Here is a 23,647-nt window from a genome sequence, read left to right as displayed (position 1 = left end):
ATAGGAAATCTATGTTATGGAAAACAATATAAAAATGAGGCACTGAAAACGGCTAAATTTTTGTGCTAGAAACTGAGGCTTACAAAAGTGCTTTAATTTATAATCACATTACTAAACTTAGCATTAACTATAATATTTCGACTGGAACTTTGTCCTTCAGGATAATTACGAATGGTTTTTTGACCAGTAACTTTATTATTATACTTTGACCGATTGCCTTTAAAATACAAATTGTAATCTACATCTTTTGGCAAATTGATTAACGCATCACTGTTTTCCAAGACCAAATTAAGGTTTTTAAAACTTGCACTTAAATTAGAAATCGTTAAGTCTCCAAAACTACCATCAATAATGGCCGTATCATTCAAGTTTTCTACCGTGATATTAGACGATTTAGAATTGAGCACTAAATTCTGAGCCGTTTTAATCTGTGCCTTATCCACAAAATTTAGATTTAAAGTCCCTAAATTCCATGTATTTACCATAACAGGTGAATAAGACACATTGATGGAAGTGTCACTTCCATCAATGTGTTCTGCTACAAAAAATGAGTGCGAAATATCACCTCGTATTTGATGTATTACTGAGGATATTTTTAATTCTCCATGTCTTATATTAGTTTTCAATTTTGCCTTCTTCGGGATTTTAATTTTTATGACTTTTTTGACTTTATTGGTCTTACCAGATTCTAAACGTTCTACCAATATAGATTCTCTTTTATTTGCCAAACGTTCATGTCGCTTGGCGAGTTCCTCTTGACGCTTCTCCAAAGCTTCTCCCCTTTGTTCCATAGCCTTGGATCGCTGTTCCATTTCTTGACCAAAACGCTCGCCCCAAGCTTCCATTTTCATCTCCCATTCTTTGCCAAAGTTTTCACCAAACTCCTCTCCCCATTTTTCCATATCCGCGCCATACTTTTCGCCGAATTTCTCTCCCCATTTCTCCATATCTTTTGCCCATTTGCCTTCAAAACGTTTACCATATTCTTCTCCCCATTTTTCCATCTTTTCTTGGTAACCTGATTCACCAAATTTTCGAGCCCATTCTTCCATTCGTTTCTGAAGTTCCTTGCCGCCTTTTTTTTCATAGGTTTTACTCCACTCTGCTAAATAGGATTCGCCTTCCTCTTGGTACCTGTCATAATCAAAAGCAATTGTATTGACACCTTTTGGCAATTCTGGTAGCTCAGGCATTTCTGGCATTTCAGGCATTTCAGGCATTTCAGGCATTTCTGCCATGTGTGGCATTGCTGGCATCTCTGGTAGTCTTGGCATTTCTGGTAAATCTGCCAATTCAAATTCTAAATCTTTTAATAAAATGGCATAATCACCGTCGCCATATAAACCTACGGAAGGTCCTCCTGTTGACGAAATTACGACCTTATCTCTAGAGCCTTCCACTTTTAGGTTCCATGCTTCCAAGGCAAACTTCAATTCTTCTTCACTTAATTTATTGCCTTCAATATAGGCTTCCACCTCAACAACATCTTTGTTCCATGTATCTAATTCAATTTCAACATAGCTCGTATTTAATTCTACGACCGCATCCTTAGAGACCTTAATGGATTGTGATGTTTTAGTCATTTTTTTCTGTGCATAACCAAAAGTGGTTATTAGGCTGAGCAATAAAATTAGGATGGTTTTTTTACTCACAGATTTTCTTTTTTCTGTGTTGTGTTCGTGATTTTTCTTTGAAAAGTTCATGTTTTTTGATTTTTAGAAATACCCAGTCTAGCTGAATAAAATCTGTTCGTTTTTTGATTTGACTTTGTTTACCGAAGCCTTAGCTCTGGCAAATTGATTGATTTGATTGTATTAATAATTATATATAGCTTCGATTGGACTACGCATCATAAAGATCTAAACACTTTCTTGTTCAAATGTATCGTCACTAAATGCCGCGAGCTTTTCTTTAAGACGCATCACAAGATTGAGCCTGTATTTTAAATTTTCAATTAAAGCGTCTAAAGTGGCTTCATTCGGCCCGTTTTCGTTGAGCTCAATTATTAATTTTTTGTACTCGTCATTTAACTCTTTAAGCCTCAACACGTAACCATCAAACAACTCCTTGTTTTCTGGTGTGAGCTTTACTTTAGACAATTCCAAATTGATACTTGCCAAATAATAATCTTCCACTTTTTTTAAGTCTGGTGAAATGTCTCCCAATGTTTTTAAATTGGTATCTGCAACTTCAATGGAATCATTGGAGTGGTCAGGAGCTTGAAAAAACTGAAACGCTCCATAACTTAGACCTAACAAAACAACCACGCTTGCAGCAAAATTTAATAACCATGACCTATTCGATTTTTTATGTTCTTCCGGAAACTCTTTTTTCAGTTTTTGAAGAAATCGAGCTTCATGACCTTTAGACATTTTCAAATCTTTATTCTTAGGCTCATTTTCAAATAAATCTTTAATATTTTGTGCCATTTTTTTCTTTTTTTAATGCCAATTGTAATTTTTGCTTTCCTCGCGATAGTTGGGTTCTGGAAGCGACTTCAGTAATATTTAAAATCTCTGCTATTTCCTGATGGTCGTAGCCTTCCATTAAATATAACATCACTACATATTTGTATTTTTCTGGTAATGCTTCTATCGCCAATTTCACCGCTTCAAGTGTAATTCCATCTTCGACTGTCCATTCTTCCTCGTTATCTTCAATCACATTCAAATGATAATCCTCCAATTCCACTAGACGTTGTCGCTTCGATTTTAAAACGTCAATACATCTATTAATAACAATGCGCTTTAACCAAGCTCCAAAACTCACTTCAGCTTTATATTGTTCTAATTTTGAAAACGCTTTTATAAAGGCTTCTTGCACAATATCTTCGGCTTCCAGGGTATCCTTTACAAATCGAAACGCCACCATTAACATGCCATCACAGTACTGATTGTACAATTGCATTTGCGCATGTCGATCATTCTGTTTGCATTTTTCAACAATATGAATTTGAAACGTGCTGATTTTAATTTTGGTTTTTTGATTGGTTCTACTATAAAGACGAGGTAAAATTCTAAGTGTTGCAAAAAATATTAAAAAATTATTCTTTTTATAAGATTTACTTAAAATTAGACGTTAGATTTCTATAAAGTTAGGGATTTCAATTATCTTTAAATCTTGAATATCCATATTTGGTATATTTATTTTTAAATTAAAAATCCTTTAAGGTTATTATCCACTATGTTAAAACGCCTCCTCATTTTCTTGTCTATATTGGCTATAGGCTTACTTTTATATTCTGTATTTGTTGAAAATATTTTTTCCGAACGTTTAAGTCCTAAGGATTCGGCCGAAATCACGCTTAACGATTTAACATTAACGGTGGAATACAACAGACCATCCAAACGCGAACGTGAAATTTTTGGAGCGCTCGTTCCATTTGATAAAGTTTGGCGAACTGGTGCCAATGAAGCTACTACTTTTGAAACCAACAAAGATCTTTCGATAGATGGTCTACGATTAAAAAAAGGAAAATATACCATTTGGACAGTTCCGATGAAAGATACTTGGAAAGTGATGTTCAACTCCAAGCAATATAAATGGGGCGTTGACGAAAAAATGGAACCAATGTGGGATCCTAACTATGATGCGCTTGTACTTGAAGTGCCCACACAACAATTAGAGGAAACGGCAGAAAAATTTACGATCGCCTTTAACAATACTACAGGAAATTTAAAACTAACCATGGCTTGGGACGATACTTTTATTGAAGTTCCCATAAAAGAATATGTGGGAACGAAACCCTAATCTGTTCAATAAGCTTTAGTTAAACATCTGCTTTGCGCAAACGATAAAGAGCTGAACTACAAGCTTAAATTCAATTAGTGGAAGCCGAAAAATAGACATTTTTTGCTGCAGCTAAATATTTATTGTCTTTGTGAGATTTTAATGTTGAATGATGGGTTACAATATTGGAGAAGATATGCTCTTTAACATCAACTCAAATAAAATGGAATTTTCCTTACGGGATCCTGGCCGTTACTATTTTTCCATTTCCGAATTTCATTAATATGAAGGTTAAAGCGATTAAACGCATTGATATCAAAAAAAACAATATTTTTGTGCCGACTAAGTCATCAAAATAATGCCATATAAGTTTACAATCATAGTTCCTGTTTATAATGAGGAAGATAATTTAGAACGTGTGGAAACGGAACTTTCTAACTATCTTAACATAGCGACAGTTTCTACATCAATTCTTTTTGTGAATGATGGTTCTTCTGATAACAGTCAAACCTTAATTGAAGCCATCTGTAAGCGCAACGATGCTTTCGATTACATCTTATTTAAAGTAAACCGAGGTTTGAGTGCTGCTATAAAAGCTGGCTTTGATTATGTGGATTCTGAACTTGTTGGCTATATAGATTCCGATTTACAAACTGCACCAGAAGATTTCAATACACTTTTAGAACATATTGATTCGCACGAGCTGGTAACAGGTGTGCGCTCTAACCGAAAAGATTCATTTGTGAAGAACATGTCCTCAAAAATCGCCAATGGCATCAGACGTGCTTTCACGCATGATGGTATGGACGACACGGGTTGCCCACTTAAAGTAATTAAAACCGATTATGCCAAACGCATTCCCATGTTTAGAGGGTTGCATCGATTTTTACCAGCTATGATAATGTTACAAAACGGTCGTGTGGTACAAATTCCTGTTCAACATTTTCCTCGTATGGCAGGTACTGCAAAATTTGGACTTTGGAATCGGCTTCTTGGACCGCTTATAGATTGTTTTGCTTATTTATGGATGAAGAAAAAGTATATTAATTACGAAGTTTCTAAATCCAGTAAATGAAAGATTGGATCATTTACAGCATCGGATTTTTAGCTCAGATATTATTTTCATCTCGGCTTATTATTCAATGGGTCACGTCGGAAAAACAACGAAAGGTCATTACTCCAAAAACGTTTTGGACATTGAGTTTAATAGCCTCATTCCTCTTATTTATATATGGTTATTTGCGATTGGATTTTGCCATAATGTTAGGTCAGAGTTTAACCTATTTTATTTATATAAGAAATCTACAACTACAAGGGCAATGGCAGAAATTTCCGAAAATTGTGCAATACCTGTTGTTTTTTGTTCCTATTTTTATTGTCGTTTTTTATTTCAATAACAACAAAATAGATGTTGATTTGTTATTTAAAAATGTTGACATCCCAACTTGGTTATTAATTTTAGGTATAGTTGCACAAGTAGTCTTTACGTTACGTTTTGTATATCAATGGCTCCATTCCGAACGCAATAAAGAATCCACGTTGCCTATGGGATTTTGGGTTTTGAGTTTAATTGGAGCAGGTTTAATATTAACGTATGCCATTATCAGAAGAGATCCCGTTTTATTTATAGGCCATTTATTCGGTCTCGTCATTTATGCTCGTAATGCGTATTTAATCAGACAAACCAATGATTAAACTCATAGAAAAATATCCGATTTTAAGTCTCTTACTTTTCGTCATTCTGATGTTAGGATTTACGATAGACGCTATTCCTGTAACGATAATGGAAGCTCGCAATTTTATTTCGGCAAGAGAAATGCTCACGGATAACAATTGGATTTTAACCACAATGAATGGCGATGCTCGTTATGAAAAACCACCATTACCAACATGGATTACGGCAGTTTTCGGTTACTTATTTGGTATAAAATCAGTGTTAGCCTTACGTTGGCCTGCTCTACTCTTTTTAACGAGCATCGGCATATCGACCTATCTATTATCGCTAAAATTAGACCTTAAAAAAGCACACAGCTTAATTAATGGCTTCATAGTATTAACCTCATTTTATTGTATTGGAATCACCATTGAAGCGCCTTGGGATATATACACGCATGGCTTTATGCTCATGGCATTATATCAATTGTTTATTTTATTTAAAAGTGAAAACACTTCAGTTTTAAGAAGTTTGCTATTTGTATTGTTTTTAGCGGGTTCGGTTTTATCAAAAGGGCCTGTTTCGCTTTATGTCCTTTTCTTACCTTTTGTAATAGCTTACGGTTTTGCTTTCAAATTTAAAGGTAAACCAATTCATTTTTTAAAATTGATTAGCCTGTTAGTCTTTGGAATTGTTCTAGGAGGTTGGTGGTATTTTCATGTTAGAGTTGCCGATCCTGAAACATTTTCCAGAATTGCAGAACGTGAAACTTCCAACTGGAGCAGTTATAACGTAAGACCATTTTACTATTATTGGAGTTTCTTTGTACAAAGCGGTTTATGGACCATTCCGGCCATTATTAGTTTGTTGTACCCTTACTTGAAGTCAAGAGTTTCAAATTTGAAGGGGTATCGATTTAGTTTTTTCTGGACGATTTTTGCCGTGATTCTTTTATCCATTATTCCTGAAAAAAAATCACGTTATTTAATGCCTGTATTATTGCCATTAGCCATCAATATTGGATTTTATATCGACTATTTAATTCGTGAATTCAAGAACTTAAAGTCGAAAAAAGAAACAATTCCTGTTTATTTTCAATTTGGTTTAATAGGTGCTATTGGCATTCTTTTTTGGATTTCTGGATTCTTTTTACGGTCATCATTTACAGAATCCGCTTGGGTAAGATTTATTATTTCAAGTTTAGTTTTGGGTACTATAGGCTTTTTTATTTTCAAACATTTAAAGGCTAAAAACATGAAGGTTGTTTTTTATCTCATCATTGCTTTTATGCTCAGCATTGGACTTGTGGCTCTACCATTGGCAAAGTCTCAATCACAAGAGAATTACAAACCATTTTCTGAACTCTCATCAGATGATATTGCGCTTTACACGCTAGATGGTGTGTCACCTGAAACCATTTATAATTATGGCGATAAAATTCCGAGTATTGTTTCAGGAGACGGTATTCTAATTCCTAAGGAAAAACAATTCAGATTATTAACTTCAACATCACATCCTGAAGATATAGCAGAACTAACGAAGCTTTACAATATTGAGTTTATTGATACATATGACTTGAATTTTTCCACCAGAGATTATAAGTCGAGATTGGTAAATCATTTGTATGAGCTTACGCTGAAATAAAACGCTTGATTAAGTACTTGCAGAGCTTGTAAAATCCAAAACCTGAAATAGCTCCAAACGTAAGTCCGCATAAAATATCGAGTGGATAATGTACACCAACATAAATACGACTATAGGCTACAACTAAGCTCCAAATCAATAGAAAATATATTAAATTTTTATAGTAAGGTCGCAACAACAAACCTGCAAAAATAGCTGTGGACATTGAGTTTGACGCATGACCAGAGAAAAATCCATATTTTCCGCAACGTGGCGCAACAAAACGTGTTAAATCTACAATACCTTCGGCTGCGCAAGGTCTAGGACGTTGAAACGCATCTTTAAAAATATTTGTAATTTGATCCGTAAACGCAATCACGCCAGCAAAAAGGATCACAATGAGCAATAAAGCTTTCCATCCAAATTTCCTATAGATTAAAAATAACAAAGTAGCATATAATGGGATTGATGAATATAAATAAGTAATTGCTAACCATAAATTATCCCAAGATTCTGATCCCCAATTATTAAGATATAAAAAGAGATCTTTGTCGTATTGTATAATTTGGTCTAGCATAAATCGTAGTATCTATGAATTTCCCTACTGTAAAAAATCTGTTGTTTGCAGAATATAGTTTTCTTTTTCGCTCACTTAGGCGCCTTGGTCAACTTCCTTGAGGGTAAACCGAGATTGCAAATACTTGTCTAGTTTATAGAACATAAACCCTGAAAGACCACCAAATATCATACCTGACAGTACATCCAGCGGATAGTGTACACCAATATAAACACGACTGTAGCCCATAAAGAGTGCCCAAACAATGAGGATATAGACGAGGTTTTTATATTTATCCTTTAATATCATACCAACGAGAATTGCGACACCCATAGAGTTGCTTGCATGACCTGAAAAATAACCAAAGCGACCACCACACCAATCCCTAACCAAACGCATATATTCTTTTACGCCTTCTTGATGACATGGTCTAAAACGCTCAAAACCATACTTAAATAAATTGGTAATCTGGTCTGTAAAAGTGACCATAAAAATGGCAGTAATCAATGTTAGCACTACCATTTTGGTTCCTAGTCGTCTATATAATAAGTAAAGTAATAAAAGATAAAGCGGAATCCAATGCCACTTTGTAGTATATGCCATCCAAAACCAATCCCAAGTATCAGTACCTAATCCGTTGAGGTATAAAAATAATTCTTTATCAAATTCTATAATTTGTTCTAACATTCAATTCTATTTTTCTTAATCATCATATCTGGCAATTTCTCTATCGTAGAAATCGGTAGCTTGTTGAATATAGTTCTCCATTTCGGATTCCAGTTCCTTTTCATCATGTTGGTCGAATTCTTCAAACCATTCAACTTCATCATTTTCTAGATTTATGATAAAACGTGGAAATTCAGTATGAATTATAAAAATCGCATCTGGATAATCGGTATTGTCGCCTAATATGAATTTTGGTAGTTCCATTCTTTAAGTTAAAAAGTTATAAGTTTAAAGTGCCTTAAGTTATTCTTAAAAGTACTCAAAGTGCCTGAAACTAGAAGTACTGAAAGTTTTTCTTACTGTTGCGCAAAAATAGTAAATCCTATTGAGTTAATAGATATAAGTACTTTTTACTTTAAATACCTTTCACTTCAGAGTGAGAAAAATTTAAGGCACTTTTGATACTTATAACTTTAAGTACTCTTGCTAATCAACTTCTTAGTTAGATAATTAAACCTTATGAAGAGCAATATTGCCGCAACTGTCAATCCTGACAACAATCCTATCCATATACCTAAGCTCCCCATGGCTTCTTCTTTTCCTAAAAAATAACTAATAGGAAAACCAATTACCCAATAGGAAATAAACGTTATTAGTGTTGGCATCTTAACATCCTGTAGTCCACGTAATGCTCCCAGAGCAATAACTTGAAGACTATCGCTAATTTGAAAAACCGCAGCTGCCAACAATAATGTTGCTGCGATTTTTACCACTTCGGCCGTATCAACGGCATTTTTTGGGTCATCCAAATCGACATACAAATTTGGAAGGACGGTATGAAAAATCACAAATAATAAAGCAAAAATCACTGCAAATATAAAGCCGACTAAAAAAATAGATTCCGCAATTCGTTTTAAAGCTTTAAAATCTTTTAAACCTTTTTGGTTTCCAACCCTGACCATAGCTGCCACGCTCAAACCTATAGCGACCATAAATGTCATGGAAGATAAATTTAAGGCTATTTGGTTTGCGGCTTGTGCGTTCGCACCCAAAGTACCACTTAACCAAATGGCTGCCGTAAAAATCCCAACTTCAAAAAACATTTGCATCGCACTGGGCAAGCCTAAATGGCTTAATTTTTTAATGGGTTTCTTTTTTAGTTGAAAAAACTTAATATTAGTTACATATGCTTTAGATTTTTTACGTTTGGCAAGTAGCCACCATAAGTGAGCGACCATGATAAAACGAGATACCAACGTACCAACGGCTGCACCAACAATTCCCATTTCGGGAAATCCAAATTTTCCAAAAATCAATACATAGTTAATTCCCACGTTTAGAACATTGGCTACAATAGTGGCATACATAGGATATTTGGTCAATGACAAACCATCACTAAATTGTTTAAATGCCTGAAAAACTATCAATGGCACTAAAGAGAATGCTACTAAGTCCAAATAAGGAATTGCCAAATCAACCACTTCTTCCGGCTGATCCATAACATACATTAATGGTTTGGCAAATAAAAGCATCCCAAACAATACCAATCCCAAAACCGTACAAAGGAAAAGGCCGTGTTTAAAGACCGACTTCCCTTTTTCGAAGTTTTTCTCAGTATCTGCTTCTGCCACTAAAGGGGTTATGGCTGTAGAAAACCCAATACCTAAAGACATCGCAATAAATATAAAACTGTTACCTAAAGACACGGCTGCAAGTTCTGCTGCTCCCAACTGACCAACCATAACATTATCCACAAAACTCACAAAAGTATGTCCAAGCATGCCTAACATCACAGGCGACGCAAGTTTGAGATTGTATCTAAATTCTTTGGTGTAGTTGCTTAAAACCATGGCGCAAAAGTAGTGCTTAGGTTTAAGTAATTTCAATAATTTATAGATGAAATTTTAGTGTTTGAATTTGTTTTTTATCAATAAAAACAAGACATAATCACTGGTTACAAAAGAACAAGAAATAATGAGATTTTAACGAATCCGTCTAGCATGTGTAATAAATGACAATCCTTGCTGTCCGGCAGTTGATGTCATTACGCCTTCGAAAAGTGGCTCTGGAGACCCTTTTGGCGCTTTCCAATCGAATAGAAAATTAGAACCTGTGCCTCCCGAAGTATCAGCTTCATCGATAACAATTTCAATAGTTTCTAATGGTGCTAAATACACAGGTTTCTTAATATAGCTTCGTAAAAGTGTTCCGTGTGTGTCATAATAATCCACATTGGTTAAGTATATGGTGTCCTTCATACTCACATTTCTTAAACTTACCATTGCCGTAAGATTGTAAGTCTTATGTTGAGAATAACTATAAATCTGTGAATAAATTGACAAATAAGAATGACCTGAATCTAAAGAATCTACGGCAGAAATTGTTGCGACTCTTTTATTCCAATTAACCTGTATAGGATCTTCATCATTACCCAATTTTATTTTGTTTTCACACGCGTAAAAACCAAGAAGTATTGCCGTTAAGATTATTATTTTTTTCATTTCTTTAGAAATTATATGCTGTTGACTTGAGTTCGACCTAGTATCTGTTTTATACTTAAATTAATTTTTATTTAATTCTCAAGTAAATTTCTTAGGGTTCAGCAAATTAAATCCTTTGTCTAACTCAGATTATTACAAAAATAACAGTTTTATATGAAGTAAAATAAATAATTTTAAAACCTGAACTGTTATTATTTATGTGTTTGTGTTTCATAAAAAATTTAAGTTCGTTTGGGTTTTGTTTTATATTTCTCTCGTGCCTTAGAAAAAGCACTTTTCTTAATTTGAATATAAAATAAACCAAGAGGTAGGAAAAATGTAAGCTTATCTGTTCTATTGTAATAGTAACAAACTAATAATCAGTTTAACTGATTGATATTTTTGCTATATTCGTGTTTAAAACAAAACCATATATCATAAAAAAGCTACTATTATTTGCCGTTGCAGCGCTGTTTTTGGCTATTCTTTTTTCGTGTTCAAATGATGAAAGTCCTGCCCATGATGACGACTTCATTCCTGTTTCACAAGTCGTGTTGGACATGGACGCTTTTCCGTTCAACACACTTGCAGAATACAACTTTTTTGAAGGCGAAATGAAAGCTCAAGAGCCTGTTTTAGGTGTCATTCCATATGAACCAATTTCTACTTTATTTACAGACTACGCCAAAAAGAAACGTTTTGTTTGGATGCCAAGTGATGTAAAAGCAAATTATGTATCAGATGATACTTATCTTGATTTTCCCGTTGGAACGTTTCTTATTAAAACCTTCTATTATAATAATGTGCAACCCAGCAATACGACGCGTATCATAGAAACTCGGGTTATGTTAAAAAAATCAGACGATTGGTATTTTGCCGACTACATCTGGAATGATGATCAAACAGAGGCAACCTTTAGCCTTGAAGGCTCGTTTACCAATATTGATTTTCTGGAAAATGGTGTTGCAAAAAGTACTAATTACCGCATCCCATCATTCGTAGAATGTATTACCTGCCATAAGAGCGGAGACAATTCTGTGCCTATTGGCGTAAAACCACAAAATTTAAATAACGTATATTTATATGCTGATGGTTCTCAAAATCAATTGGAAAAATTAATAGCAGAAGGCTATTTAGAACCTAATTTGCCCACCACAGTAAATACAGTTGTAAATTGGAAAGATGAAACACAACCTATTGATTTAAGGGTACGTTCTTACATTGATATTAATTGTGCTCATTGCCATACAGAATTGGCTTATTGTGATTACAGACCTATGCGTTTTGCTTTTGGCAATACTGCTGACCAGACCAATTTAGGGGTTTGTGTTGAACCAGATACGGAAGTTCCTGGAATGACAAAAATTGTTGAACCATCGATAAAAGAACGTTCTGTGCTATATTATAGAATAAATACAGCAGCAGAAGAAATTAGAATGCCTTTGTTAGGACGGAATATTATCCATGAAGACGCCGTTGCGCTAATCGGCGAATGGATCGATGGCTTAACCACTGAATGCGAATAAATACCAACACATTAAAAAATTAACTTATGAAAAAAATCACACTAATTCTAGCCTTACTTCTATCCTATTTTATTGCAGGAGCGCAAACTACAGTAGATTGTTCAGTAGGTCCCGTAAACACAACCTATTGTTATAGTGATAACGATACCACAAGTTTTGTTTTTGTAAGTTCTGATGGATCAGATTTACGCGTGACATTCAATGCTGGTCGCGTAGAAAATACTTATGACGAATTGATTGTTCTAAACACGGATGGCAACGAATTATACAATGGCTATGGAAACAGCGGAGATTTAACTGGTCTTACCTTTCAATCAACTGGTAATATGATCACAGTATCTATAGATTCTGACTTTACAATCAACTGTGCCGAGAATGATTATATCCCATGGGATTTCGATGTCAGCTGTGCTACTTGTTCAAACCCAACGGCAACATATACAGTCGTAGATAATTGTGAAGCAAGTGGCGGTTTTTTGGTGGATGTCAACGTTTCTGATTTAGGCTCAGCGACATCGTTAACAATTTCTGATAATCAATCAAGTTCTACGCAATCATTAAGTGCGACTGGAACCGTTCAATTTGGACCGTATGCAAATGCTACTGCTATTGTTATTAATATTCAAAATGATCAAGATGTCAATTGTGCTATAAATAGTAGCTCAATAACACAAAGTAACTGTCCTCCACCAGGACCGGTTGGCGTTACCTGCGCATCAGGATCTTCATCTTTTATCTTTACTGAAGAGTTTGATTTAGCTTCTGGCTGGACAGGAGATTTAAACAATGGTAATGGAAGTTGGGAAATACCTGACGATTCGACCTCTGATGGCACTGGACCAGACAATGCTTATAGTGGTTCAAGTTATATGAATTTTGAAGCCTCTGGAGACACAACAGACTCAGCTTCTGCAATAAGTCCAGCGATAGATTTATCAACTGCAACAGATGGCGCTGAATTGTCTTTTTACATGCATGCTTATGGCGAAGACATGGGAACTTTAAATGTAAATGTTGGCACATCTGCCAGTGGTCCTTTTACAACACTATTTACTTATACAGGAGAACTACAAACCAGTGGAACTGAAGCTTGGATTCCTATAGGTGTTAATTTAGATGCTTACATAGGACAAGTGATTTATGTAGAATTTAGCCATACAGGAACAGGCACAGGTTTTGAAGGAGATATGTCCATAGACTATATTCGTATTGAAACGTGTGGATCTTTCTGTATTGCACCTTCAAGTATTGAAGTTTCTGCCATAACGCAAACTTCAGCAACGATTTCTTGGACTGCAAACAACGGCGAAGGTACTTGGGAGTATGTGGTGCAACTATCAGGAACAGGTATACCAATAGGAGCAGGAACTTCTGCAAACACAACCACTATAAACGTTTCTGACTTAGAGGCTGGAAGAATCTATGAAGTTTATGTTCGTGCTGTTTGTGGGTCAGATACCAGTCTTTGGAGTGGACCTCTAACATTCGCTACGTTGGCACCTCCTCCACCAGCAACATTTACAACATCAACGGTTTCAGTTACAGGTACCCAGAGAGCTGTTGTAGATATGAATGGTGACTTTTTAGATGATGTGGTTTCTATAGGTAATACCAATGTAAATATCTTCTACCAACAAGCAGGTGGTGGATTAAGTGCTACAGCAACAAACATCACCACAACAAGTGCTGCAAATTCGCCTTCATGGAGTTTGGCAGCTGCCGATTTTGACAGAAACGGATTTACCGATTTACTTTATGGTGGAGGAAGTGGTGTTACCTTTATGAAGGCCAATGCTTCAGGTACAGGGTTTACCCAAGTTTCCGGATCCGAATATGTATTCTCACAACGTTCTAATTTTGCCGATATCAATAATGATGGTCACTTAGATGCCTTTGTATGTCATGATGTAGATGCCAATGTATACTATATGAATGATGGCAGCGGAAATTTATCTTATGGACAAGGAAATTTAGGTCTTGTAAGAGGAAACTATGGATCTGTTTGGATCGATTATGATAATGATCGCGATATTGACATGTTTATTGCCAAATGTGGTGGCGGACCAATCAATCAACTATTCACTAACAATGGCGATGGCACTTATACAGATACTGCACCAGCCCAAGGGCTAGACGATGGTATGCAAACATGGTCTTCGGCTTGGGGTGATTTTGACAATGATGGCGATATGGACACCTATATTGGTGCGAGTTCTGGAACTTCAAAATTATTAAGAAATGATGGTGATGGTGTTTTCGTTGAAGTAACCGATACATCTGGAGTTTTGGAATTAACATCTACAGGAATTGAAAATTGTACCCACGATTTTGACAACGATGGCAATTTGGATATTGCTTCCCACGGAAATATTCTTTTTGGAAATGGTGATTTGACGTTTACACTTTACGAAAATGTTTTACCTTCAAATAACGGTTCTTTTGGAGACATCAATGACGATGGGTTTATTGATGCTGTTTCGGGAAGCACATTATATACAAATGATACGACCGCTAATAATTGGGTTAAAATTACCACGACAGGAGTTCAGAGTAATATTAACGGCATTGGTGCAAGAGTTGAAGTGCATACAGCTTCTGGTGTTCAAATTCGTGACGTGCGTAGTGGAGAAGGATTTCGTTTTATGAGTTCTTTAAACACCCATTTTGGACTTGGAACTGATGATGCCATTACCAATATTATTATATACTGGCCATCTGGTATTATAGATAATATCACAAATCCAGACATTAACACCCATCATATCATTCTTGAAGGGGAAGCATTGAGTGTAGGAGACGAAACGTTAGAAAATATCTCGATACACCCTAATCCTGTTGGAAACGAGATCAATATTAATAGCCCTATTAACTTGGTTGGAAAAATTGCAACGATTTTTAATATTGAAGGAAAACGTGTGATGAACTTAAAACTAGAAGAACATGCCATAGACGTTTCAAGTTTAAGCCAAGGCCATTATATTTTGCGTTTAGAATCTGAAGGAAGAGTGTTTACCCAGAAATTCATTAAACGCTAAAAACTAAAAGCGATTACAATACAAAACTCCGATACTTATTATAGTATCGGAGTTTTTTGTTTTATTTAATAGTTTATAAATTGCTTTTTGATATAGATTCTTTTATGTTTCAATTATCTAAATGAGAATTTTCGTGCCATAGTTTTTATCAAAATGTAAGCCTACTCAAAAACCACATTGTCTATCAAAATAATTTGACTACTTCCATAACTACTCGAAAAAATAGTAAAACCCGATCTAATGCAAGTTAAGTCTAGATTTTTTATATTGATAGCATATTTTTTCCACTTAGTAGTAAGCTTAATTTCTTTAGATTTTTTTGCTGTATCAGGAAAAGGTTTGTCATTACCAATAAGTCCAAAACCAAAAGTGGCTGTCACATTTTTTTTGTTAGCCTTTGCCCAAAAAGAAAATTTCTTAGCCCCTGAAATATTATAACCTCCTAGAATGTCACCCCAATCATTAGCTGGATTTACCAAGCCTAAACCATACCAATCATATTCTTGGTTATAACTAATTTTTAATGCTGCTTTACCTGAATATACATCTCCTTTATACTGCGTATCTACATTCATCACTTTATAATTTCCCATAAATGCTGAAGCAGTAAAAGGATCGTCCTCTCCATCCTTATACACATAAAAAGGTAAGGTTACTTTTGGCACCAAATATTTAATGTTTTTTGCTTCATCATCCAAAACAACAATTCCTGTAGAAGCAATACCAACATTGTTATAACTATCTTTTACAAGAGCATATATTTTTACGGAACCATCTTCTTTAGGCAATTGTATTTCGAAGCCGTTTTTAATATCTCCACGAAACTCCAATTTGTTTATTTGATCACGGCGCTTGCGGCTTCCAGTTCGTTGGTTATAATTAAAACTAATGCTTAAACTATCATTTTCTATGTCTAAAACGTCTAATTTAAGAGGAATCCAAGTACCACTTTCAGCTTTAGCACTAGTCAGCTCAAAGGTTTTGATTTCTGGTACATTATTAATTGGTTTTTTTCCTGTGTAAGCTTCGCGTATGGCCCAATATTGAGGACGTGTCATACTTTCATAATGCGTAAATAACCAAGGACCACTAAAATTGCCGCCGTTGGCATAATGAAAAACGAACACACCTAAATTCGCTGGTTTATTCTGTATCCAATTTACGTAACCATTGGCAATAGCATCGTATTTTTGAGTATCACTCGGTTCAACTTTTACGCCGTTAATTTCTTGTTTTATATCCCACTCACCAGTTACTCCAAACTCAGTCAATATATAAGGTTTATCTATCCCTTTTTTATTAAGTTCATTAGCTAACAGATCAGCTCCGGCTCCATAGCTGTTTAATCCATAAATATCTAGTGAAGGCACATATTTTTGCCACCAATCTAAACCAAATGTCCAAGCTTCAACAGATGTTATAGGGTGATTGGGGTCGTTTCCTTTGATTGTACTACAAATGCGTTCCAATAATTGAGAATATGCCACTTTTTCTTCATCTGTTTCTGTGTTTAAATACACTTCGTTTCCAATTCCCCAAGTAAGAATAGCAGGATGGTTCTTATAAGTCTTAACTACCTCAAGAGCATTTTGGTACATATCTTCTTTTCCTTCGGTATTCTTAAGATAGTTAAAGCTATCATCATCTTCCATTCCAGGTCGCCCATGACGCATCCATATACCAAGCATAACTTTAATACCATTTTCTTGCGCAGCATCTAGTAACGCATTTGTATTATTTCCTGTTGCCCAAGTTCTAATGGTATTTACGCCCAGAAATTTTAAATCTTTAAAATAGGCATCATAATTATCAATATCACTGTCATATCCAAATGTTACGCCTTTGATTTCATATGGTTTTTCATCAACTAGTAATTCCCAATTTCCATTAATTTTTTTAATAGTAGTTTGTGCATAACTAGTGCCAATAGCTATAGAAATAAGAAGAATGAACACTAATCGTATCTGATATTTACTCATATTTTAAATTTTAAATTGAATGCCAACCTTAATAACTTGATGGCGATAAGGGAAATTAGTTTTACAAGTTAAATAATCTCCACCACTATAGAATTACCATTTATTTATAAATAGCATCAAAATGCAACCCTGTTTTGCTTAGCTTCTTCAAACTCATTAACTATATCCTTCAAAAATCTCAGCAACCGATTTCAAATCATGTATCAAACTAGTAATCTGCCCGATTTATAATTCTTCATCGTCTAAATCGCCTTCAAAAATGGCATGTTTTACCTTGGCTCTTCCTAATAATTCAGTTGGACGCTCTGATGTTGGCACTTGCTCATACGACCTTTCAATTTCAAAAAATAATTTAATTTTAAACTGACTTAAAGGTATTCATTTTTTTAAGATCAATTAAGTTAATCACAATATGCATTTTATGGATTAAGTTAGTGATAAAATCATCTGAGACAATATATTAGTCCTAGAAATAATATTTTACATTAAGTTCAAAAATTTAAAAATTAATTAATTATGAAAAAACTATATGTATTAATAATATTATCTGTAATGGTCTTAAGTTGCGATAATGAAAAAAAGGAAATGATGGCTGAATACGATACTGTGGTTAAAAAAAGTGATAGTATAAGAACAGCACACCAAGATATGGAATCGCATCATAGCAAGATGATTGATGAACACAATAAGTTTTCGGAAGAATTACAAGGTATGGAAATTAAGGATTCTACTGTTTTAGAAGATATGAGACAACACGGTATGATGCTAGAACGTCACGATGCGATCTTAAAGAGTCATAAAGAGATTATGGAAGCGCATAAAAATACCGATTCAAATTTCGATGAATTAAGTGCTAACGAAATAAATGAGAAGATTGATAATATGAAAGAATGGCACGAAAGAATGAGGAAGGACCACGAACTGATGAAAAATGAGCATCAAAGAATAATGGAAAAACATAAGTCCCTAAAAGAGCAACTACTTATGGATGCTACAGAAGAAATGAATTAGAAAAATTATCAAACTTGATATTTATAAAACTCCAATATTATTAACTGATTTTGGAGTTTTTTTATATGCCAACTTAATAAAAACTACCCGTTATGGTCTACAAAGCTAATTCTAATTTAGCCGTATTATTTTATTAACTTTTGAAACCGCTCTACATTACTTTGTTCACCTAATATATATAATACATCACCTTGTTTTAAAACATCATCCGGCTGTACACTTTCTAACATTACGTTCTTTCTCTTAATACTCAAGATATTAATACCATATAGAGCTCTTAGGTCCAATTCTCTTATTGGTTTTCCCAAAAACTTATTACTATCAGATCGCACGCGTAAGCACGAAATATTAAAATCAGCCAATTCATTCTTGATGTAGGTTTTTGGGCGTTTTAATTCGCCTTTAAATAATTGATAATTGTCAGATCTTACCTTCTCAACAAATTGTTCAATATCGCCTTCTGGCACCAAGAAGTTGTGCAAAATATGTTCAAAAATCTGAATGGAGGTTTCAAATTCTTCAGGAATCACATCATCTGCACCCAACGCCAAAAGTTCTGATGTTTCTGCTATGTATCGAGTTCTAACCACTAGATATAAAGTATCAGATATAGCACGAATATTTTTAAGTATCGTTTTTGTGGCATGATTACCCGAAATCGCAATCACAGCTGCTCTAGCTCTATAAAGATGTACCGTTTCAAGAATATGGTCTTGTGTAGCGTCTCCAAAAATAATTGGTAATCCTTTTGCTTTTTCCTGTTTCACTATTTCAGCATTCATCTCTATTACAATAAAAGGAATGTTACTAGCTATTGCTGCTTTGGCTAAATTGCTTCCGTTAATTCCATATCCAATAATTACCAAGTGATTTTCTAAGCCAGAATCAATAGTTTCCCCAATATTCAAATCGGAATCCGTTTTATTATTGAACCCTAACTTTTTTGAAACTCCCACAAACCGACCTGCAATAGTCTCTGAGAAAATAATGACAAAAGGTGTTAATATCATGGATACAATAGATACGGATAAGAAATATTGGTTAGTTTCAGGAGTTAATAAATTATACTCTATACCTATTTTCGAAAGTATAAAAGCAAATTCCCCAACTTGAAACAATGACAAACCTGTTAATATCGCGGTTTTTGTTGGGTATTTAAGAACAGCTACTGCAATTGCAGTAATTAACGATTTGACAATTAAAACTATGACAACGATAAGTAAGATAATTAGAACGTTATGAATGAAAAAGTTTAAATCCAATAACATCCCTACAGAGACAAAAAAGAAGCTCGTAAAAAGCTCACGAAAAGGAAGTATAATGCTTGTGGCTTGATGGCTATATTCTGATTCTGATACAATAAGTCCTGCAATAAAAGCACCCAATGCCAGGGATAAACCTAGCTCAGATGTAAAAAAAGCAATGGCAAAGCAAAGTGTGATGGTCACCAATAGGAACAATTCTTTACTATTCGTTTTTGCCACCGCGTGCATCAGCTTAGGTACAATGTAACGCGCACTTATATAAGTAACCATTACAACAAATGCCGATTTTAAAACCAGCTTGAATATGCTCATGCCCAAATCATTATTTTCCCCAGCCATCATAGGCGTAATAAGCATCATTGGTACTACTATGATATCTTGAAATATTAATATTGCCAAGGCATTTCTGGCATGAGGCTCGGAAAGCTCTTGTCGATCTTGCAAGGTTTTTAAAACAATTGCGGTACTTGATAATGAAAAAAGGAAGCCTACAAATACGGATTCATTCCAAGTATTTCCCAGAAGGTTATAAACAAGCGAAGCGACACCAACAGTAATACCTACTTGTAAAAATCCACCAATAAAGACCGTTTTTTTTATGGAAACCAGTTGCTTTATAGATAATTCCATTCCAATGACAAAAAGCAAGAGGATGACACCAATTTCCGATAAAATTTCTACTTCCTCAACGGCTTTAATAAGACTTAATCCATACGGACCAATAATAACACCGGTTAATAAGAACCCTATTATAGATGGCAATTTTAATCTTTGAAGTACAAAAACTATGACAACTGAAAACCCTAAAAGTATAAGTATATCATTTAATAATGGGATGTGCATTGGTCGTTTTAAATTGTATTTAAATAGTTAAATCCTTGTTTTTCTTATAGTTTATAACATCACAAAAATAACAGTTTCTATTTGGTTTGGGAGATTCATTTTCAGTCTTTTTCCAAAAATAACGTTAAGGTATTCTTCAAATGTTTCTACACAAAATACACTTTAAACTGATGTCGACTTTGAAGACTTTTGAAATTGCTTTTTTAGTCTTGTGCCAATCTTTACGAATAAGCTATTGCTCAATTTAAGTCATTACCATCGTCTCTATTTGATTATAAGGCAATTGAATCTGTACAAGGATAACTTATTTTTATCCAATGAAGAATAAATTTTGGGCTTTTGCCTCAATTGTATAACAAAAAATTAAAAACGAAATCATGAGAGCATTCATAATATCTATTTAGCTTAGTTAAATACTTAGCTCTTAACCATATTAATTTAGTAAAAATTATAAATCCTTTATTTATATTCAGTCAGAACATATAACAGTTCCATCAGAGTTTACAATAAAGTCACGATTTTCTTAGCCTCCTCAAACTCAGCAACCATATCCTTCACAATCTCAGCAACTGGTTTCACATCATGAATCAATCCAGCAATCTGTCCAATTTCTAATTCGCCATCATCTAAATCGCCTTCAAACATCCCACGTTTTGCTCTGGCTCTTCCCAATAATTCAATAAGTTGTTCTGGTGTTGGTGATTGCTTGTATAGTTCTTGGATATCATTGAAGAACTTATTTTTAATCAGTCGTACAGGTGCTAATTCTTTTAAGGTCAATTGCGTATCACCTTCTTTGGCATCCACGACAACTTGCTTAAAAGCTTGGTGTGCTGATGATTCTACACTAGCTACAAACCGGCTACCAACTTGTACACCATCTGCTCCTAAAACCATACAAGCCAACATCGCTTGTCCTGTTGAAATGCCTCCTGCTGCAATCAGCGGAATATCAAGTTGCTCTTTTACCATTGGTATTAAGGTTAAGGTCGTCGTTTCATCTCTTCCGTTGTGACCACCAGCTTCAAATCCCTCGGCAACAATGGCATCGACTCCGGCTTCTTGTGATTTTAAGGCAAACTTTACACTACTGACCACATGCACAACGGTTATGCCTTTATCCTGTAACCATTTGGTCCATGTTTTTGGATTTCCTGCGGAAGTGAAAACAATCTTCACGTCTTCTTCAACGATAATATCCATAATTTCCTGAATATTTGGATATAACATGGGAACGTTAACACCAAATGGTTTGTCGGTTGCTGCCTTGCATTTTTGAATATGCTCTCGCAATACATCTGGATACATGGAACCTGCACCAATTAAGCCTAAGATTCCTGAATTACTAGCCGCAGAAGCTAATTTCCAGCCGCTGTTCCAAATCATTCCAGCTTGTATTATTGGGTATTTTATGTTGAATAGTTTTGTAATTCTGTTGGTCATAATTTGAGTACTATTTTATAAAAAGGAAAGTTAATTCTTTTCATTTTTCTTAGGAGTAGAAAAGTATTTTAATTTAATGTCACCATAAGTTTTAGAGGATGTTTTATATAGACCTTTCGCTACAATTCATTTCTTAAGTAAAATAATCTTAGGTCGAGTTCCTAACAAGCATTCATTTTAGAAAGAACAACTTGAGATTTTCTTAATTCTTTATAAATCTAAAAGTCTTCGAATCACTTTCGGTGGAAAGCTTTAGAAGGTAAATACCTGTAGCTAAATTTGAAACGTCAACTTTTTTAAAATCCATTTGAACTGCTTTTTGCAAAACTTGTTGACCCAAATTATTGAATATGGAAAGCTCTAATTGCGTTGCAACTGATGGAAACAACAGGTTTAATTCCGTTTTTACAGGATTCGGATAGAAATTAAACGCTTCTATAAAATCCTCCTCAAGCGATAATGCCAAGGTTCTAGCCAAATCCAAATCTGGAATACCGAAACCTAAAAATTCGTCTGGTGCTGTAAATTGCGACGCTGATTGTCTTACAAAATCCATCACTGCTGTTGGTGAGGCATTTGGAATAGCTTGCCACAAAGACGCAATGCCACCACACATTATGGGTCCACTAAAGGATGTACCATTATTCTGAACAATAGTATTAAATTCGTCAATAACAAAAGCCGCTCCACCTCTAGCCACCACATCTGGTTTTTGATAACCAACTTGAGCTGCACTTCCTTGGGAGCTGAATGCCACATAATTCCCATCAGCATCCACGGCACCAATAGACAAGACATCTGGCGAATCTGCAGGTGCACCAACCGTTTGCCATGACGTTGCACCAGCATTACCAGCACTTACAACCACCAAAATACCTTTTTGAACAGCAATTGATGCGCCTTTTGTGATGTAAGCGACTTGACCATTCATGTCTTCTGGTGAGTAATTATAATTAGGATTATCAAACATGCGATAACCTAACGAGGTATTTATCAGATCCACACCTAAACTATCTGCGCGTTCTGCAGCTTCCACCCAATAACTTTCTTCAACGGGATTTTCACTTCCCGAATCTTCAGTCCTGAATAAATAATAGGAGGCATCTGGTGCGGTTCCTACATATTGATTTTCTACAAAACCTGCCATGGTACTCAACACTTTTGTCCCATGGTTACTTCCTGAAAAGGCATAAACCTCTGAAGTCCCATCTACAAAATCATAACCATTCAACAAATCGTTGTTAGTTCGTAAACGTTGAAATGCATCCATAGTATTGACATTTGGGAAACCAGAATCCATCACGGCAATCGTTATACCTTCACCTGTAAAATTTGCCAGATGTAAATTGTCTGCATTTATCATGGCTACCTGATTTTGTGTGTTTCCATACATAAAATCGATAGTTTCATCTTCTATTTCAGTTTTATTTAAATTGGAAGCGTTTCTTGATAGGGTGTTTAAGTTTTCATCTGCAAAATCAACGGTTTCAACATAAGATAAGTTACTTAACGCATTGATATTTTCTTCTGTTCCTCTCACATGAACCGCATTAAACCATTTTGATTTTGCCATAACGGTAATTCCCGTTTGGTTTTTTAAATCTGAAATATACGTTTCGTTCACAGGAACATCGCGTTCGTCAATTGCAATATTGTGTTGTTGCTTTCTATCAATTGCTTTTTGCGTAAGGATGCTAATAGGATTAGCAATTGAAGCAGAAACATTTGATTTGTCCGTAAGGTAAACCCATGCGTCTTCTTGTGCATAGCTTTTTATTGAGAGGAAGAGCAATAAAAGCATGGTTAATTTTTTAATCATAGCTTTTTCTTTTAATGC

19 protein-coding genes are annotated in these 23,647 nt (G+C 34.9%); 7 read left to right on the top strand and 12 right to left on the bottom strand.

Annotated features, from left to right (window positions below):
* Positions 1–92 precede the first annotated feature (92 nt).
* The 3 genes from HM990_RS05015 to HM990_RS05005 form a co-directional block, all read right to left on the bottom strand.
* Positions 93–1,703, bottom strand: coding sequence for a YggN family protein (locus tag HM990_RS05015; RefSeq protein WP_178987891.1), 1,611 nt, complete (start codon positions 1,701–1,703; stop codon positions 93–95).
* 156 nt (positions 1,704–1,859) lie between these two features.
* The gene (locus tag HM990_RS05010) at positions 1,860–2,429 is read right to left on the bottom strand and encodes a hypothetical protein (protein WP_178987890.1); all 570 of its coding nucleotides are present in this window, start codon (positions 2,427–2,429) and stop codon (positions 1,860–1,862) included.
* Positions 2,413–2,907 carry an RNA polymerase sigma factor gene (locus HM990_RS05005; protein WP_229719372.1) on the bottom strand — a complete coding sequence of 165 codons (495 nt, stop codon included), beginning with the start codon at positions 2,905–2,907 and terminating at the stop codon, positions 2,413–2,415. Before HM990_RS05005 ends, HM990_RS05010 begins: the two co-directional genes overlap by 17 nt.
* A 276-nt stretch (positions 2,908–3,183) precedes the next feature.
* On the opposite strand from HM990_RS05005, the gene HM990_RS05000 reads away from it, so the two are divergent.
* The 4 genes from HM990_RS05000 (at position 3,184) to HM990_RS04985 (ending at position 7,027) form a co-directional block, all read left to right on the top strand.
* Positions 3,184–3,750 (top strand): DUF2911 domain-containing protein, encoded by a 567-nt coding sequence (locus HM990_RS05000; protein ID WP_178987889.1) that lies wholly within the window; start codon positions 3,184–3,186, stop codon positions 3,748–3,750.
* A gap of 337 nt (positions 3,751–4,087) precedes the next feature.
* Positions 4,088–4,804 carry a glycosyltransferase gene (locus HM990_RS04995; RefSeq protein ID WP_178987888.1) on the top strand — a complete coding sequence of 239 codons (717 nt, stop codon included), beginning with the start codon at positions 4,088–4,090 and terminating at the stop codon, positions 4,802–4,804.
* Positions 4,801–5,424 (top strand): lipid-A-disaccharide synthase N-terminal domain-containing protein, encoded by a 624-nt coding sequence (locus HM990_RS04990; RefSeq protein WP_178987887.1) that lies wholly within the window; start codon positions 4,801–4,803, stop codon positions 5,422–5,424. The genes HM990_RS04995 and HM990_RS04990 overlap by 4 nt, the downstream gene beginning before the upstream one ends.
* Positions 5,417–7,027 (top strand): ArnT family glycosyltransferase, encoded by a 1,611-nt coding sequence (locus tag HM990_RS04985; RefSeq protein ID WP_178987886.1) that lies wholly within the window; start codon positions 5,417–5,419, stop codon positions 7,025–7,027. Before HM990_RS04990 ends, HM990_RS04985 begins: the two co-directional genes overlap by 8 nt.
* On the opposite strand, the gene HM990_RS04980 is transcribed toward HM990_RS04985, so the two are convergent.
* The 5 genes from HM990_RS04980 to HM990_RS04960 form a co-directional block, all read right to left on the bottom strand.
* Positions 7,014–7,583: a phosphatase PAP2 family protein gene (locus tag HM990_RS04980; protein ID WP_178987885.1), complete on the bottom strand. Its 570-nt coding sequence runs from the start codon at positions 7,581–7,583 to the stop codon at positions 7,014–7,016. The genes HM990_RS04985 and HM990_RS04980 overlap by 14 nt on opposite strands.
* A 75-nt stretch (positions 7,584–7,658) precedes the next feature.
* Positions 7,659–8,249, bottom strand: a complete 591-nt coding sequence (locus HM990_RS04975) for a phosphatase PAP2 family protein (protein ID WP_178987884.1) — start codon at positions 8,247–8,249, stop codon at positions 7,659–7,661.
* 15 nt (positions 8,250–8,264) lie between these two features.
* Positions 8,265–8,492 (bottom strand): hypothetical protein, encoded by a 228-nt coding sequence (locus HM990_RS04970; protein WP_178987883.1) that lies wholly within the window; start codon positions 8,490–8,492, stop codon positions 8,265–8,267.
* A gap of 209 nt (positions 8,493–8,701) precedes the next feature.
* Positions 8,702–10,078, bottom strand: coding sequence for an MATE family efflux transporter (locus HM990_RS04965; protein WP_178991830.1), 1,377 nt, complete (start codon positions 10,076–10,078; stop codon positions 8,702–8,704).
* Positions 10,079–10,210: 132 nt separating this feature from the next.
* Positions 10,211–10,729, bottom strand: a complete 519-nt coding sequence (locus HM990_RS04960; protein ID WP_178987882.1) for a DUF3124 domain-containing protein — start codon at positions 10,727–10,729, stop codon at positions 10,211–10,213.
* A gap of 392 nt (positions 10,730–11,121) precedes the next feature.
* Here HM990_RS04960 and HM990_RS04955 point away from each other — a divergent pair, with 392 nt between their 5' ends.
* Both HM990_RS04955 and HM990_RS04950 read left to right on the top strand, forming a co-directional pair.
* The gene (locus HM990_RS04955) at positions 11,122–12,234 is read left to right on the top strand and encodes a hypothetical protein (RefSeq protein WP_229719371.1); all 1,113 of its coding nucleotides are present in this window, start codon (positions 11,122–11,124) and stop codon (positions 12,232–12,234) included.
* A 26-nt stretch (positions 12,235–12,260) separates the two neighbouring features.
* Entirely contained in the window at positions 12,261–15,269 is a 3,009-nt protein-coding gene (locus HM990_RS04950) for an FG-GAP-like repeat-containing protein (RefSeq protein ID WP_178987881.1), read from the top strand.
* Positions 15,270–15,430: 161 nt separating this feature from the next.
* Here HM990_RS04950 and HM990_RS04945 read toward each other — a convergent pair whose 3' ends face one another.
* Positions 15,431–17,248, bottom strand: coding sequence for a glycoside hydrolase family 2 TIM barrel-domain containing protein (locus HM990_RS04945; RefSeq protein WP_178987880.1), 1,818 nt, complete (start codon positions 17,246–17,248; stop codon positions 15,431–15,433).
* 516 nt (positions 17,249–17,764) lie between these two features.
* On the opposite strand from HM990_RS04945, the gene HM990_RS04940 reads away from it, so the two are divergent.
* On the top strand, positions 17,765–18,259 hold the full coding sequence (locus HM990_RS04940; protein WP_178987879.1) for a hypothetical protein: 495 nt from the start codon (positions 17,765–17,767) through the stop codon (positions 18,257–18,259).
* 125 nt (positions 18,260–18,384) lie between these two features.
* On the opposite strand, the gene HM990_RS04935 is transcribed toward HM990_RS04940, so the two are convergent.
* From HM990_RS04935 to HM990_RS04925, 3 genes are all read right to left on the bottom strand, one after another.
* On the bottom strand, positions 18,385–20,367 hold the full coding sequence (locus HM990_RS04935; RefSeq protein ID WP_178987878.1) for a monovalent cation:proton antiporter family protein: 1,983 nt from the start codon (positions 20,365–20,367) through the stop codon (positions 18,385–18,387).
* Positions 20,368–20,868: 501 nt separating this feature from the next.
* Positions 20,869–21,810 carry an NAD(P)H-dependent flavin oxidoreductase gene (locus HM990_RS04930; RefSeq protein ID WP_178987877.1) on the bottom strand — a complete coding sequence of 314 codons (942 nt, stop codon included), beginning with the start codon at positions 21,808–21,810 and terminating at the stop codon, positions 20,869–20,871.
* 202 nt (positions 21,811–22,012) lie between these two features.
* Positions 22,013–23,629, bottom strand: coding sequence for a S8 family serine peptidase (locus HM990_RS04925; RefSeq protein ID WP_178987876.1), 1,617 nt, complete (start codon positions 23,627–23,629; stop codon positions 22,013–22,015).
* Positions 23,630–23,647 lie beyond the last annotated feature (18 nt).

This window comes from Winogradskyella schleiferi (assembly GCF_013394655.1).
Lineage (GTDB): Bacteria > Bacteroidota > Bacteroidia > Flavobacteriales > Flavobacteriaceae > Winogradskyella > Winogradskyella schleiferi.
This window is presented reverse-complemented; position numbering and strand designations above follow the sequence as displayed.